The 15892-nt window shown below is 41.4% G+C and carries 15 protein-coding genes and 1 pseudogene; 10 read left to right on the forward strand and 6 right to left on the reverse strand.

The window, feature by feature from the left end:
• Positions 1-14 precede the first annotated feature (14 nt).
• Positions 15-968, reverse strand: coding sequence for a nucleoside hydrolase (locus MHI23_RS03475; protein WP_024426675.1), 954 nt, complete (start codon positions 966-968; stop codon positions 15-17).
• 182 nt (positions 969-1150) lie between these two features.
• Between MHI23_RS03475 and MHI23_RS03480 the strand changes: the two genes are divergently transcribed.
• The 4 genes and pseudogenes from MHI23_RS03480 to MHI23_RS03495 form a co-directional block, all read left to right on the forward strand.
• Positions 1151-2059, forward strand: coding sequence for a diacylglycerol kinase (locus MHI23_RS03480; RefSeq protein ID WP_024424554.1), 909 nt, complete (start codon positions 1151-1153; stop codon positions 2057-2059).
• Between the two features lie 61 nt (positions 2060-2120).
• On the forward strand, positions 2121-3500 hold the full coding sequence (gene rlmD, locus MHI23_RS03485) for a 23S rRNA (uracil(1939)-C(5))-methyltransferase RlmD (RefSeq protein WP_208945881.1): 1380 nt from the start codon (positions 2121-2123) through the stop codon (positions 3498-3500).
• Positions 3501-3750: 250 nt separating this feature from the next.
• Entirely contained in the window at positions 3751-4725 is a 975-nt protein-coding gene (locus MHI23_RS03490) for a tRNA-dihydrouridine synthase (protein ID WP_024424556.1), read from the forward strand.
• Between the two features lie 108 nt (positions 4726-4833).
• Positions 4834-5283 (forward strand): annotated as a pseudogene (locus MHI23_RS03495) (SMI1/KNR4 family protein); the annotation flags it as partial.
• A gap of 134 nt (positions 5284-5417) precedes the next feature.
• Here the strand turns inward: MHI23_RS03495 and MHI23_RS03500 are convergent.
• A complete protein-coding gene (locus tag MHI23_RS03500) occupies positions 5418-6182 on the reverse strand; it encodes a MurR/RpiR family transcriptional regulator (protein WP_034623071.1) in 765 nt (254 codons plus the stop codon).
• Between the two features lie 148 nt (positions 6183-6330).
• On the opposite strand from MHI23_RS03500, the gene MHI23_RS03505 reads away from it, so the two are divergent.
• Together MHI23_RS03505 and MHI23_RS03510 are read left to right on the forward strand one after the other, a co-directional pair.
• Complete coding sequence (locus MHI23_RS03505) at positions 6331-7920, forward strand: alpha-glucoside-specific PTS transporter subunit IIBC (protein WP_342492288.1); 1590 nt, start codon at positions 6331-6333, stop codon at positions 7918-7920.
• A gap of 17 nt (positions 7921-7937) precedes the next feature.
• Positions 7938-9263, forward strand: a complete 1326-nt coding sequence (locus MHI23_RS03510; RefSeq protein WP_342492289.1) for a 6-phospho-alpha-glucosidase — start codon at positions 7938-7940, stop codon at positions 9261-9263.
• Positions 9264-9376: 113 nt separating this feature from the next.
• Here MHI23_RS03510 and MHI23_RS03515 read toward each other — a convergent pair whose 3' ends face one another.
• A complete protein-coding gene (locus MHI23_RS03515) occupies positions 9377-9748 on the reverse strand; it encodes a hypothetical protein (RefSeq protein ID WP_024426669.1) in 372 nt (123 codons plus the stop codon).
• A gap of 184 nt (positions 9749-9932) precedes the next feature.
• Here MHI23_RS03515 and MHI23_RS03520 point away from each other — a divergent pair, with 184 nt between their 5' ends.
• Both MHI23_RS03520 and MHI23_RS03525 read left to right on the forward strand, forming a co-directional pair.
• Positions 9933-10370, forward strand: coding sequence for an Rrf2 family transcriptional regulator (locus MHI23_RS03520; protein WP_103132299.1), 438 nt, complete (start codon positions 9933-9935; stop codon positions 10368-10370).
• A 65-nt stretch (positions 10371-10435) separates the two neighbouring features.
• A complete protein-coding gene (locus MHI23_RS03525; protein WP_218677239.1) occupies positions 10436-11347 on the forward strand; it encodes an NAD(P)/FAD-dependent oxidoreductase in 912 nt (303 codons plus the stop codon).
• 10 nt (positions 11348-11357) lie between these two features.
• Here MHI23_RS03525 and MHI23_RS03530 read toward each other — a convergent pair whose 3' ends face one another.
• Entirely contained in the window at positions 11358-11564 is a 207-nt protein-coding gene (locus tag MHI23_RS03530; protein WP_218677251.1) for a hypothetical protein, read from the reverse strand.
• Positions 11565-11678: 114 nt separating this feature from the next.
• Here MHI23_RS03530 and MHI23_RS03535 point away from each other — a divergent pair, with 114 nt between their 5' ends.
• Positions 11679-12326 (forward strand): DUF3885 domain-containing protein, encoded by a 648-nt coding sequence (locus MHI23_RS03535; protein WP_218677238.1) that lies wholly within the window; start codon positions 11679-11681, stop codon positions 12324-12326.
• A 43-nt stretch (positions 12327-12369) separates the two neighbouring features.
• Here MHI23_RS03535 and MHI23_RS03540 read toward each other — a convergent pair whose 3' ends face one another.
• The gene (locus tag MHI23_RS03540; RefSeq protein WP_024424565.1) at positions 12370-13698 is read right to left on the reverse strand and encodes a 6-phospho-beta-glucosidase; all 1329 of its coding nucleotides are present in this window, start codon (positions 13696-13698) and stop codon (positions 12370-12372) included.
• A 199-nt stretch (positions 13699-13897) separates the two neighbouring features.
• Between MHI23_RS03540 and MHI23_RS03545 the strand changes: the two genes are divergently transcribed.
• Positions 13898-14629: a MurR/RpiR family transcriptional regulator gene (locus MHI23_RS03545; protein ID WP_041108639.1), complete on the forward strand. Its 732-nt coding sequence runs from the start codon at positions 13898-13900 to the stop codon at positions 14627-14629.
• A gap of 17 nt (positions 14630-14646) precedes the next feature.
• On the opposite strand, the gene MHI23_RS03550 is transcribed toward MHI23_RS03545, so the two are convergent.
• Positions 14647-15846 (reverse strand): MFS transporter, encoded by a 1200-nt coding sequence (locus tag MHI23_RS03550; RefSeq protein WP_076841110.1) that lies wholly within the window; start codon positions 15844-15846, stop codon positions 14647-14649.
• Between the last annotated feature and the right edge of the window lie 46 nt (positions 15847-15892).

The raw sequence follows: 15892 nt of genomic DNA on the forward strand, positions 1-15892 counted from the left end.
TGAGCGGGGCTTTTTTATTTTGAAATCTGACAAACAGCTTTTCTCATAAGCTCTTCAAATGCGTGGAAAAAGGCATCACGATCGACATGGTCAATCACTTGAATTGATTTTCCATCTGGATGCTCTTCAGTGCGACCTTGTCTAGGCGTTTCGGTATAAACGATTGCGTTCACTTCTTTTGAGCGAGTAAATGAAGAGGAAGCAAGAGTGATCGTTGTCAGCACGTCCCATAAGTAGTAAGTCGAGTTCGTTTCATGATGAATGAGCGGCGGACAAAAGGCGTAGCACTGTCCGATAAAATCTATTCCAATATGAGAACGAAGAGAAGCCCAGCGCTGACGTACATCAAGTGTAAGCGGGACTTGATTTGTACTTTCAAGCGCGACCATTTCAATAGGAAACGGTTCCTGAAAGACAGTGCTGACAGCATAAGGGTCCCAAAAGGCATTCCATTCTGCTGTCCCATCATGCTCGGGTTCTTCAACATTGCCTTTTTCAAGGAACGTGCCGCCCATCCACACCAATTTCTCAATTTTATTAGAGATCGAAGGATCTTCTTCTAAAGCGCGTGCAAGATCTGTGAGCGGACCAGTAAAGAGCAGGGTGACAGGTTCTTTTGCCTTCTTAACCGTTTCAATCAGGTGAAGGTGTGCTGGCAGCTTGGACACTTTTGTATCAACATTGCCTTTTTCATTTAAAATTGGCAGAGCATCTACATAAAAAGCATGCATACGCCAATCCTTCGGAAACGGATTGACGCCTCTAGAAGTTGAAGCAGCGACTTCAATTTCATAAGGGCTGAATCGATCAATGATTTTTTGAGATGCACTGAGAGCAGGCTCTAAATAACAATCAGCAGGTATCACAGACATACCGATGACTTTCACATGTTCCATTTGAAGGAGAAGAAATAAAGAGACGAGGTCATCAACACCGCCGTCATGATTAAAATAGACAGGCTTTTTCATCGCATATCATCCTTTACAGCGTTTTCTTTTATCTTATCAGAATGCTTTCTTGCTGAGGGAGATTGGCTAGGAGATTTCACATAATTAGGTGGTTGTTTTGTTGCCATTTTCAAATCTCATAGTATAATTAAAGGTTGTTAGTGGTGAAAATAGATTGCATAATGAATATAGGATGATGATGAATGAAACGTGCTCGAATTATATACAATCCGACATCTGGGCGTGAACTCTTCAAGAAGAATTTACCGCAGGTTTTGCAAAAATTTGAACAAGCTGGCTATGAAACTTCTTGTCATGCGACGACATGTGCAGGAGATGCCACGCAAGCAGCAGAAAAAGCCGCACAGAGAGATTTTGATTTAATTGTAGCAGCAGGTGGAGACGGCACGATCAATGAAGTCGTCAACGGACTAGCACCGCTTGAAAAAAGACCGAAACTAGGAATTATTCCAGTTGGAACGACAAATGACTTCGCAAGAGCACTTGGCATTCCACGAGAAGGTGTTTTAAAAGCGACAGATGCCATTATTGAGGGTGTAGCGAAGCCGCTTGATATCGGTAAAGTCAATGGCCATTATTTTATTAATATTGCTGGCGGCGGCCGGTTAACAGAGCTCACCTATGAGGTGCCTAGCAAGCTGAAGACCATGCTTGGACAGCTTGCTTATTATTTAAAAGGCATGGAGATGCTTCCTTCTATCCGCCCGACAGAAGTCGAAATTGAATATGACGGCAAATTGTTTCATGGAGAAATCATGCTGTTTCTTGTTTCACTCACAAACTCAGTAGGCGGCTTTGAAAAACTAGCGCCAGATTCCATTTTAGATGATGGGATGTTTGACCTGATCATTCTAAAGAAGGTCAATCTAGCAGAAGCCATTCGAGTGGTCAGCCTTGCACTCAGAGGCGAGCATATTCATGATAACAATGTCATCTACGCAAAAGCGAATCGCGTGAAGGTAGATGTAAAAGATAAAATGCAATTGAATTTAGATGGTGAATACGGCGGCATGCTGCCAGGTGAATTTGAAAACCTGTATCGCCATATTGAATTTATTGTGCCAAAAGCAACAGCTGAAAAAATAGGGTGAAGACTGAACTTGGTTCCTTATGGCGGCCAAGTTTTTCTTTGCAAATGAGGTGATAAAATTGGTGAAAATGAAACCGCCTGTTGAAAAGAATGAATACTACAATGTAACCTTCGAAGACTTAACGCATGAAGGTGCAGGTGTAGCGAAAATTGAAGGATTCCCTGTCTTTGTACCGAATGCCCTTCCTGACGAACAAGGAAAAATCAAAGTCACACGAGTCAAAAAAGGATTTGCTTTTGGACGACTCATGGAGCTGACAAAGGAAAGTCAGCACAGGCAAGATGCGCCATGTCCCATTTACAAACAGTGCGGCGGCTGTCAAATTCAGCATATGAGCTATGAAGGCCAGCTGCTATTCAAACAGAAACAAGTAAAGGACGTTTTAGAGCGGATCGGCAAGCTTGATATGAGCCGTGTAAAAGTTCATCCTGTACTCGGCATGGAAGACCCTTGGAATTACCGAAACAAAGCACAAGTTCCAGTTGGCGAACGAGAAGGCGGACTTGTTGCAGGTTTTTATCAGCAGCGTACTCATGAAATCATTGATATGGAAAAATGTTTGATTCAACAGTCAGAAAACGACGAAGTGGTACAGGCAGTAAAAGACATATGCAATGCGTTTGGCATCAAAGCATATAACGAAGAGCGGCACAAAGGCTGGCTGCGTCATGTGATGGTTCGCTACGGTATTGCAACAGGTGAAATGATGGTTGTGTTTGTTACTAGAACAGCTGACTTTCCGCAAAAGCAGCAGGTGATTGAGCAGATTATAGCACGCTTCCCACATGTTCGGTCAATTGTACAAAACGTGAATTCAAAGAAAACAAATGTCATTTTCGGAGACGAAACAACCGTTTTATGGGGCGAAGAATACATTTATGACACGATTGGCGACATCAAATTTGCCATTTCAGCCCGCTCATTTTATCAAGTGAACCCAGCTCAAACAAAGGTGCTTTATGACAAAGCGCTTGAATATGCAGAGCTGCAAGGCGAAGAAACCGTCATCGATGCCTACTGCGGAATCGGTACGATTTCCTTATTTCTCGCACAAAAAGCAGGCAGAGTTTATGGGGTTGAAATTGTTCCAGAAGCAATTGAAGACGCAAAACGCAACGCTGCCTTAAACGGAATCAACAATGTTGAATTCGCAGTCGGCGAAGCAGAAACCGTCATCCCAAACTGGTACAAAGAAGGCATCAAAGCAGATACATTAGTCGTTGATCCGCCAAGAAAAGGCTGTGACGAAGCACTGCTTGACACCATTTTAAAGATGAAACCAAAACGAGTTGTTTACGTGTCCTGTAATCCAGGGACGCTTGCTCGTGATTTGAGAATTCTTGAAGATGGCGGGTATGTGACAGAGGAAGTGCAGCCTGTGGATATGTTTCCGCATACCAACCATGTAGAATGTGTAGCAAGTCTTGTGATTAATCAGTAATGTATTGTGACATCCCGATTCTGTGAAAAACATTGATATCGGGATGTTTTTATTTTTGTATGTTCAATCGGCCTAAAAAATGATATTTGGAAGTGGAATTAATATTTTTATCCCGCAATTCATCACCAAATGTCCTTTTTTGCAATTTTGCACGGTTCATATTAAAGTATATAATGATAAAAATTGCTGAAAGAATTTACAGAAGGACAAGCCCTTTAGGCGCTATGTCATGAGAGGAATTGGATGAAAGATGAGTAAAAATTTCTGGCGTGATTTACCGCGGCCATTTTTTATATTAGCACCAATGGAAGAAGTGACAGATGTTGTGTTTCGTCATGTTGTGAGTGAGGCGGCGAGACCGGATGTGTTTTTTACAGAGTTTACGAACAGTGAGAGCTATTGCCATCCTGATGGCATTCAAAGTGTGAAGGGGCGTTTAACGTTTACAGAGGATGAGCAGCCGATTGTTGCTCATATTTGGGGAGACAAGCCTGAGAACTTTAGACAAATGAGCATTGGAATGGCGGAAATGGGATTTCAGGGGCTTGATATTAATATGGGCTGTCCTGTCCCGAATGTCACACAAAACGGAAAGGGCAGCGGCTTGATTCTTCGTCCAGACGTTGCGGCAGAGCTGATTCAAGCGGCAAAAGCAGGGGGATTACCTGTCAGTGTGAAAACAAGACTTGGTTTTACTGAGGTCGATGAATGGCGCGGGTGGCTTAGACATATTTTGGAGCAAGATATTGTGAATTTATCAATCCATCTTCGCACAAGAAAGGAAATGAGCCAGGTGGATGCGCATTGGGAGCTCATTCCTGAGATCAAAAAACTTCGTGATGAAGTAGCACCGGATACTCTTTTGACGATCAATGGTGATATTCCTGATCGTCAAACAGGCTTAAAGCTCGCTGAACAGTATGGAATAGACGGCGTGATGATTGGGCGCGGAATTTTCCATAACCCATTTGCTTTTGAAAAAGAGCCGAAGGAGCATACAAGCGATGAACTGCTTGGTCTTTTAAGATTACATCTTGACCTTCATGATCAATATTCTTCATTAGGCTTGCGTCCATTCAAGGCGTTGCATCGTTTCTTTAAGATTTATGTAAAAGGATTCAGAGGAGCGAGTTTCTTAAGAAATCAATTAATGAACACATCATCAACAGATGAAGTGCGTGCCATGCTGGATGAATTTGAAGCGAGAAATCAAGAACAATCATGACCAACAAGAGGAGGAGGGGAACCCTTCTCTTTTTTATTAAATAGGACTATTAAACTAGTTCTCTTAAATGGTAAAATGAGATAGAAATAACAATTGGAGGTATTTTATTTGAAACCATTTTGGGATAAAGATAGAGAAAGCGAAGAAACATTTAAGAAAATCAATGAGAAAGGCATTGCAGAAGCGGAAAAGAAGCTAGGCGTCATCCTGCCTGATACATATAAGCAACTGATCCTCGAACAAAATGGCGGGTATACCCTGCATAACGCTTTTCCAACGGATCAGCCGAATGGATGGGCAGAGGATCATGTATCATTTGATCATTTAAGAGGAATTGCCAAAGACGAAGGCATTATGGATAGTGATTATTTAATAGAAGAATGGGAATTGCCTGAGGGACTTGTGCTTATTTGTGGGGATGGTCATACGTGGATTGCATTGGATTACAGAGAAACAAAGGAGCATCCGCCGATTCACTACTTTGATCTAGAAGATGAGACGGATTTCAAATTAGCGGATTCGTTTGATGAACTGATTGCTGGGCATTATACTGCTGAATAGGAAAAGGCAGCCGCTAGTAGATATAGTTCATTAAAACCGTTGTTATACAGTATTTTTTGAGAGAGACAAAAGAGTCTCTCTTTTTTTGCGAAGCAACATTGAATCTCTCTCCAAAACTGTATCTGTTATGTTTAAGTCTTATTATTCAATTGGTTCACTTTCCACTCACTAAATTTTCTGACGATAATATCTGCCACAATGTAAAATGGCAGAAAGCTGGAGTTGTCCACTTTGTTATATAAGTGAAACGGGGTGCTGCTTACATAGATGTTAAACATGGCATTTTGTGCAAGGAGGTTATTCCTTAATGTGGTCATGCTGATAAATTTGATATGTCTCGTTTTCACCAATTGAATGATTTCATCTAAATTCTTCGATTCACCCGATAAAGAAATGATAAATAAAAGGTCATCCTCACCAAATTCAATGATTCCATCTGTTAAATCCCGCTTGCTTCGTAATACTTGAGATTTCTTATGCAGTGACCATAGCTGCCGCTGTACATCATTTGCTAAATCAAGCTGTGCTGTTCCTGTCCCATAAATATAAATATACGGTGCACGATCAATCAGTTGATTTAATTGATGAAAGTCCAGTTGCTCCATATATTTTCTTGTCTGCCGGATATCTTGATCAAGCAGCTGCATTAAATCTTGTGTTGTCTCTTCAGTGAAAGCATTTAATTTCACATAAGACTTTAAGTCACTGTAGCCGTCGAACCCTATTTTCTTAGCAAGCCGATGGATGGATGAGATGGAAGTATGAGCATAACGGGCAAGGTCCTGAATTTTCATTGTCTTCATTTCTTCAAGATGATCATGGATTGTTTTAATAATGTGCAGGTCATTCTTGTTTAAATCTTCGAAGTGTTTATTAACCAGCTTGTCCAGTATCATGCGATGTGCCCTCCAACATGAAAATATTTTCTTCCTGTGAAAATATAATCTAATGTTACAACTTGATTTCTAAATACGTCAAACCTATTGGTTTTTGTAAGCGCTACCTTTACAGTGATGTTATGGATCAAGCAAAGGGGTTATGCTTATGAATGTAATCAAGCGGTTTGGCAGTGCTATGGTAGTTCCTGTACTTTTATTCGCGTTTTTTGGTATTGTTGTCGGCCTCGCGACTTTATGTAAGAATCCAGCGATTATGGGGGAAATGGCTGGAGAAGGTACGATGTGGTACAAGGTTTGGTCACTGATTGAAAGCGGGGGATGGACGATTTTCAATCATATGGAATTAGCCTTTGTGATTGGATTGCCCATCTCACTTGCAAAAAAAGCGCAAGCACGTGCGACGCTCGCAGCTTTGATGATTTATCTTGTATTTAACAATTATATTCATGCTATTTTGACACTTTGGCCGTCTACTTTTGGCGTTGATTTATCGCAAGGTGTCGAGAATGTAGCGGGTGTAAAAGAAATTGCGGGTATACCTACGCTGGATACAAGTATCATTGGTGCGGTGATGATATCTGGAATCGTCATTTGGATCCATAATCGTTTTTATGATCAAAAGCTGCCTGAAATGCTTGGGATTTTCCAGGGGCTTGTATTTGTTGTCATCATCGGATTCTTTGTGATGATTCCTATTGCTTTTATCGTTGCTTTTGTATGGCCCTATGTTCAGCAGGGGATTCAATCTCTCCAAGGGTTCATGGCACAGTCTGGTTATATTGGTGTCTGGCTGTTTCATTTCTTGGAAAGGGTGTTAATTCCAACAGGACTTCACCATTTTATTTATACACCTTTTGAGTTTGGTCCAGCGGCTGTAAATGGGGGGTTAAAACCATATTGGATTGCTCACTTAAATGAATTTGCGTCCTCCACTTCCGATTTGAAGGATCTTTATCCATACGGATTTTTATTGCATGGGAATATTAAGATGTTTGGCTGTTTAGGGATAGCTTTAGCCATGTATTTTTCTACACCGAAAGAAAACAGAAAAAAGGTTTTGGCATTGGTATTACCCGCCACATTAACAGCGGTATTTGCCGGAATTACAGAACCGCTTGAATTTACATTCCTATTCCTCGCGCCTTATTTATTTGTGATACATGCACTTCTTGGTGCGACCATGGTGACAATCATGAATATGTTTGGTGTTGTCGGAATGATGGGTTCCGGGCTTATTGAAATAGCTGCATTGAACTGGATTCCGCTCTCTTCAAATCATGGAGGGACTTATCTGATCCAAGCGATGATTGGACTTCTTTTTACAGCAGTGTATTTTGTCATATTTAGATGGATGATTGTGAAATTCGATATTCCATTACCAGGACGAAAACATGAGGAGGAGACGAGGCTATATACAAAACAAGATTATGAGAATGCTCATAAAAAAGGTCATGACCAAAAAGAAGCGCCCGTGTATGCGTCTGAGTATGAAGAGAAAGCCGTGTATTTCTTAGAAGGCCTTGGCGGTAAAGAAAACATTAAAGATGTGACAAACTGTGCCACACGTCTACGTATTACAGTGATTGACCCTAGCTTGGTGAAAGATAGGGACTACTTTACAAAAAATAAACTGGCCCACGGCATGGCGAAGAGTGGTCAAAGCATTCAAATCATTGTTGGCTTAAGTGTACCGCAAGTAAGAGAGTCCTTTGAGACAAAACTATCATTAGATTGAAAAAGGAGCTGGATATGATGAAAAAATTTAATATTACCATAGCTGGAGGCGGAAGTACATTTACACCGGGAATCATTTTGATGCTGTTAGACTATCTAGATGAGTTCCCAATTCATACAATTAAACTCTATGATAATGATGAAGCTAGACAAAAGACGATTGCAGATGCATGTGAGATTATGTTAAAAGAACGAGCACCAGAAGTACGATTACTGGCAAGCACGGACCCAGAAGAAGCCTTTACTCAAGTCGATTTTGTGATGGCACATATTCGTGTCGGGAAATATGCAATGCGAGAATTAGATGAGAAAATTCCATTGAAGCATGGAGTCGTCGGACAGGAAACATGCGGACCAGGCGGAATAGCTTACGGAATGCGGTCCATTCCAGGTGTATTAGAACTTGTCGATTATATGGAAAAATACTCACCTGAAGCTTGGATGTTAAACTATTCGAACCCTGCAGCGATAGTAGCAGAGGCAACACGTAAGCTAAGACCGAATGCCAAGATTTTAAACATATGCGATATGCCAATTGGCATCGAAGAATTAATTGCAAAGAATTTAGGTTTATCTTCACGGAAAGAACTAGAAGTCGATTACTATGGTTTAAATCATTTTGGCTGGTGGACAGATATTCGAGATAAATCAGGAAATAGCTTAATGCCTGAGGTAATTAAGCATGTAAGCCAGCATGGTTATGCAACAGATGGAACATCTGAATTAGAACAGCAGAAGAGCTGGAACAGCACATTAAAAAAGGCCAAAGATATTCAAGCACTTGATCCAAAAACGGTACCGAATACGTATTTGAAATACTATATATTTCCAGATGAAGAAGTGGCACATTCAAATATTGAGTTCACGCGTGCCAATGAAGTGATGGAGGGGCGGGAAGCTTTTGTTTTTAGTGAATGTCAGGCCATCATTGATAAAGGAACTGCAAAGGAAACAAAGCTGACCATTGATGAGCACGCTTCTTATATTGTTGATTTAGCAAGAGCCATTGCTTTTAATAAAAAGGAACGGATGCTGATGATTGTAGAGAACAATGGCGCCATTAGGAACTTTGATCCAACAGCTATGGTCGAAATTCCTTGTATCGTTGGGAGCAATGGACCAGAAAAATTAGTAGTTGGAGAGATTCCTAGATTTCAGAAAAGTCTCATGGAGCAGCAAGTTGGCGTAGAAAAACTAGTAGTAGAAGCATTTGAAGAAGGGTCCTATCAAAAACTATGGCAGGCTATCACATTATCGAAAACGGTGCCGAGTGCTAAAGTAGCAAAAGATATTTTAGACGACTTAATTGTGGCAAATCAAGCATTTTGGCCAGAGTTAACATAACACGAGAATAAGCAATATGGGCGTGACAGCGCTCATATTGCTTATTTGTTTTTTCAACCGATGTATTGTAATGGAGACAAAAAGCCCCCTTACCAAAAGGGGGCCGCCATTCCTTACTCTGCGCTCTCCTCAACCTCACGGCTATCCTCTGTTTCACCAATATAAATAGGGCCGTTTGCGTGGTCGATTCGGATTGGCCATTCGTACGGAATTTGAAGACGTCTAGCAATGGCTCTCCAGAATTTTGTGGAATCCATTTCGAATTCTTGAAAGTCTTTTAATAAGTCTTTGTAAGACGAGCCATCAAATTGAATGAACATATCTTGAAGGCGCATGAACGCGACATGTCTCACTTCAAGTGCTGCTGCGGCATCCATTTCTTCTTCTGTTGCTTCTCCGATGATTGTACCTGCGGGCGGAAGCATGTCGTATACGTTAAATTCCTCTTCTTCTTCGTGTGCTGCATTGTGCTGTTGATCTGACATTTTTCTTCACTCCTTCTCGTTCTCAATCAAAACTTTCTTTCGTGCTTACTTCTATTATCGGAAGGAAATGTGAAATGTGGAATGAAAAGTGGAGCAGATTCACAACTCTTGCTTTTTTCTCTTGAATCATCTATGATCAATTACAGATATAAAAGGTCTATAATAGATAGAAAGGAGTTTCCTCATGAAATATTCTAAAGCGACCAACTATGCGCTGCATACGATGGTGTTTTTAACTCTTGCGCCAAAGGGTAAAGCGATTGGCGTTGAGCCTCTTGCTAAGATGCAAGACCTTTCACCAACCTATTTATCCAAAATTTTAACAAAGCTTGTGAAGGCGGGATTGATTGAATCAACACCTGGTGCAAAGGGAGGTTATACCCTTATCAAACGAAAGGAAGACATTTCGTTTTTAGATGTCATTCAGGCTGTAGAAGGACAAACGAATTTATTTCGCTGCTCCTTAGAGCATGACTCCTTTATGCCTCATGATGGCTGTTTGATTGAACAAGTTATGCAGGATGTTGAAACGAAAATGCAGGAGACATTAAGTCAAAAACGGTTAATTGATATAGCGAGCCAAATTGAACAGACAGAAAAAAATCCATTTTTCAACATGTGATTTTTTTGAACTAATTATAGATATTAAGGGTCTTTAAAGTCTTGAATAGAAAAGGAGAGATTGATATGTTATTAGATTGTGCCATTATTGGAGGCGGACCAGCCGGATTAAGTGCAGCACTTGTTGTAGGAAGAGGCAGAAAGCAGGTCACTGTATTTGATGATGAGCTGCCAAGAAATCGAGTGACGCAGGAATCACATGGATTTATTACAAATGATGGAATGACACCATTTGAGATCAGACAAGCCGGAGAGGCAGATCTTCAAAAATACCCTAATATCAAAATCAACCGAAGTCGAATTGTTGATATACAAAAGAAAGAGGAAAGCTTTACGTTACTGACACACGAGGGGGATGCATTCGAAGCGAAAAAAATCATTTTGGCAACAGGTCTTCAGGATATATTGCCAGAGATCGAAGGAATTCATAATGTGTACGGAAAAACGTTGTTTAGCTGTCCTTTCTGTGATGGATGGGAATTAAAGGACAAAGCACTTGCCCTCATTGCAGAGAATCAGCGAGCCTTGCATATGGCTAAGCTTCTTTCCAATTGGACAAAGGATTTGATCGTGTTTACGAATGGGCACGTGTTGGCTGAAGAGGACAAGACGCTTCTGAGGGCACATTCTATTCAAGTCATTGATGTGCCAATTGTGTCGATTGATCATGACAATGGGCAGCTGCGCTCTCTCCAGCTTGCGAATGGGGAGATAGTGAATAGGGAAGGCGGTTTTGTCGCAAGTGAATTCAAGCAGTCAGCCCCATTTGCCGAAAAGCTTGGCTGTCAAATGACGAAGAATGCGGGTATTGAAACAGATATCCTTGGACGTACAACCGTCAGTGGTGTCTTTGCATGTGGTGATAATCTAGGCGGTCCTGCTCAGTTAGTTCTCGCAGCAGCAGCTGGAAGCCAGGCAGGAATGGGCGTCATTCATGAACTGGTGCAAGAAGAGTTTCAAGAAAAAACATCTCTATGAAAAGAGATGTTCAACGATGAACGGTTTTCCGTTTTGCTAAGACGTGAGCTGTCCATTCCAAAAGTGCGTAGATGACAAAGAAGATCAGGATCCAGCTGCTGACATCGACCCATACATTGGTGATCTGAATGATGTTCGCCTGATCAAGTCCAGCCTGTATCCACATGGTGATCAGTGCTGTAAGGAACACTTGTAAAAACCATTTTGATGTTTTCAATTGACCACACCTCCATCTCTTTCTATCATATAAGAAATGACAGTTTATTTCCAATTTGTTTTCCTATATGTTTTAACGGTAAAATGAAAAATAAAACGAGTGAAAGGAAAGCAAATGAGTGATCAAACAAATATGTTTCTAAAAAATCATTTTCCTCATCTTTTCCTCACGCCGCCTCTTTTTTATGAGTGGCCTATTGGGCTTCGGTTTGAAGTGGCAGATTGGTCATTAGGAAAAGAATCGATTGTATTAGAAAAAGCGGGAGATCGTGCTTTAGAGATTGTGAAATATACTTTTGATCCAGAAGACGAGATGCTGCTTGTGACGGATGTGTATACAGATCATGAACATGAATTAACGAAGCGTAAGCTCCTTGTCTATCAAAAGTATGTGCATCGGCAAGTAAGGAACAGATTGCGCCACGAGCTTTTGACTTATGTACGTCCAGAAATAGAAGATTCACTGACATTAGAGAGATTTACACTCAAATGCCAGCTGCAAGACATTCGATTGCGTCCGCTTCTCCATGCGATGTGCCAGGAGGACTTCTATGCACCGAATCAAATCTTGAAGGGAAAACTGGGGTATGAAATTTACTTAATGAATCTCTCAAAAAAAATGATTTTTCACTTATATGATGATCGAGGCTGTGATCTCATTTCGGCAGATGCTGAGCGTCTACGCCCAGTCTATGAAGGCTTACAGCACTTGCTATTAGACTATGATCGTCCTAAGATGGACCGGCTGTTTGCAGCCAAATAAAAAACCCGCACTTTCGACAAGTGCGGTCAGCGGGTAGACAGTTTTATGCTTCTACTTTATTGAAGAACTGTGGCAAATATTCTTTGTGAGCTTCTAGCATTTCATCTAGGATGCTTTTTGCAATGGCATCTGATGGGACAAGCGGGTTGATGGTCATTGCCACAAGAGCTGTGTTGTAATCGCCTGTCACGGCTGCTTCAGCAGCTACACGTTCAAAGGATTTAATTTGAGAAATAAGTCCTTTGACAGCGACCGGCATTTCACCAACAGCGATTGGTTTAGGACCGTCTTTTGTGATCACACAGTTGAGTTCAACCGCAGAATCATTTGGAATGTCACTAATAGCCCCGTTATTAATGGTGTTTACAGGCTGAATGTCATGCTTGTCGTTATAAATGGATGCAATCAAGTTGCAAGCCGCATCACTGTAGTAGGCACCGCCTCGTTTTTCAAGCTGTGGCGGCTTGATGTCGAGATCAGGGTCTTTGTAAAGCTCGAACAAATCATTTTCTAATGCGCGAACGACTTCAGCACGTGTTCCTTCATTTGCTGCTGCTTTCTTTTCCTCAGCCAGCATATCACTTGTTTTGTAGTAGTAACGGTGATACGGACAAGGAATGACGCCAAGCCCTTTTAAGAAATCAGCATCCCACGGAATCGCTTGAATGTTGTTCATCGACATGCTGGAGTTTGGATCAGCCATGTCTTCGATGACTTGATCCATGATGCTTTTGCCATCTAAGAATACATTGAGTCCAAAGACCATATGGTTTAATCCAGCAAAGCTGACTTCGACTCTGCTTGCGTCGACACCAAGCCCTTTGGCGATTCCCATGCGAATGCCGATCGGCACGTTACATAAACCAACGACTTTACGATGGTTTGAATAACGAAGAACGGCTTCAGTGACCATACCAGCTGGATTTGTGAAATTCACAAGCCATGCATTCGGGCAAAGCTCTTCAATATCTTTGACAATATCAAGAATGACAGGAATGGTGCGAAGTCCTTTGAATAGACCTCCTGGACCATTTGTTTCTTGACCAATGACATCATATTTTAAAGGAATGCGTTCATCTTTCATACGTGCTTCAAGAAGTCCGACACGGAATTGTGTTGTGACAAAATCAGCATCTACAAGTGCTTTTCTGCGGTCTAATGTTAAATGAACCTCGATTGGGAGCCCTGCTTTTTTGACCATGCGTTTTGCAAGGTTTCCGACGATCTCAAGCTTTTCTTTTCCCGCTTCAATATCAACAAGCCAAAGCTCGCTAATCGGAAATTCATCGTATCGTTTAATAAATCCTTCTACAAGCTCTGGTGTATAGCTTGATCCTCCGCCAATTGTGACAACCTTTAATCCTTTTGCCATGTTCTGCACCTCCGAATAATGTAACGCGCAATGTTATAATAGAGAAAAGTCTTTTTTCTTGTTTGTACATCTTTAGCTTATCGTGAGAGCATCGTGTGCGTAAATGACTTCAGTGTCTTTAGGCAAGGGTGCCCTATTTAGAGATTTGTTACATAAAAGAAACACATTGTGACATGTTGTTGGAGAAAGGGGAAGTCAGATGTTTTCAAGTGAGGTCATTTCCAGCTTTAATGAACTAGAAAGCGCTTTATACCGATATATCATGGAAAACAGTGAAAAGGTCGTGTACATGAGAATTCGAGATCTTGCAGATGCTGCACATATTTCCACCTCGTCTGTCCTTCGCTTTTGCCGAAAAGTAAATTGTGAAGGCTTTTCAGAGTTTAAAGTGAAGCTCAAAATGTATTTAGAATCAGAGCAGACACCTTCTTTAAAAAGTACACAGCACTTTCTATATGAATTTATTGAACGAACATTGAAGGGAGACTTTGAGGAGAAAATTAAGGAGGCAGCAAAGCTCATTGCTGAGGCAAAAAATGTGCTGTTTATTGGGACTGGCAGTTCTGGCATTTTGGCGCAGTATGGGGCGAGGTACTTTTCAAGTCTTGAGAAATTTTCATTTTACATCAACGATCCGTTTTTCCCGATGAATATGCAGTATCTAGACAATAGTGTCACCATTGTGCTGTCTGTATCAGGGGAGAACAGTATTACGATTGATCATATTTCGAAGTTAAAAAGAGAAGGCAGCAAGATCATTAGTATTACGAATAACCAGCACTGCACGATTTCGCGTATTTCAGATTTAAATATTGCCTACTACGTCACAGATGAACGGGTCCACAGAGCCAATATCACCACACAGACGCCAGTTGTGTATATTTTAGAAGCCATGGCCCGTGACATGTTTGCGATGTTAAAAGAAAAGTAAAAGAGCCGCTGCATACATCAGCTGCTCTCTTTTTTCTGCTTCATAAAAGCAAGGATAGCAATGCCGGAACAAACGAGCACAAACAGACCGCCCAGCAAATACACAGACCTCGCCCCGTATGCATCTGCCATCAATCCAACAAAGAAAATAGACAAACCGACCGATACAGAAGAAAGGACGTAGTGAGCCGAATACACCTTTGATAAATCACGTACTGGCGTTTCCGTTTGAAGAATGGTTTGCTGCGAAACATCTCGGATTTGGTAGGCAGGCCCCATCAAAATACAAAGCACCAAAGCAAGCCACGGCAGGCTGTTCAGTGAATAGACAATGGTCAGCACTGCATAAATGAATGAACCAGCTGCCATATAGAGGAGAAGCTGTTTTTGAATAAACTGACTCATCCATGCAGCTAAGAGCCCGCCTATGATGGCACCTGTATAATAAGCGGCATTGATAAAACCCCACCATTCCTCACCTTGCTTTAAATCATGGGTGACAAAGGCAAGCGTAATCGCCCCGATCCACACAGCACCCGCAATATTTTCACAAACATCCATAAAGGTCAGGGTGCGCACCGTTTTATTTCTCCAAATGATCGTCCAGCCATCTTTGAAGCTGTTCATCTTATTTGCTTTTCGAACCGTCTCTTCTTGCTTGAGAAGAGGAAAGACAGGGATGAATAATAGATAAGACAACACAATCATGACACAAGTGATCCACATTAAATAAAATGGCCCAATCCATAGGACGAGCATTCCAGTGAACGAATAGCCGGCGATTTGAATCATTTGATGAAAAATGGAGGCTGTACTGTTTGCTTTCACAAGCTGATTTGCTGGTACAAGCATCGGCATGATGGCCTGCATTAAAGGACTGATGAACCCGCCTGTGAGGGAAATCAAAATAAGCGCACTAAACAGCCAGACCATATGCTGCTGAAACAAATGAAATTGGGCTGTAAACACGATGAGCATCCCAAGACGTAAAAGCGGGACCCATTTCAATAGCCGGCCAGCTTGAAAGTAATCGGTTAAAACAGGAGAGAAGAGCCCAGCCAATAGCTGGCATATTGTTCTAATCAGCGGAAATACAGCCGCATAGGCAACAGATTGTGTATCTTGATAAATGACAAACGTGATCGTCATCACAAATAAAATATCACTCAGCATGAGAAGGCTTTTACTGCTTGTATAACACCAAAACTTGTTTCCCATATCAAACCGGCTCCTTTTCAAAAACAAGTTCAGTATAGCATGGTGA

The organism is Bacillus sp. FSL M7-0003 (genome assembly GCF_038628485.1).
Classification (GTDB): domain Bacteria; phylum Bacillota; class Bacilli; order Bacillales; family Bacillaceae; genus Bacillus; species Bacillus safensis.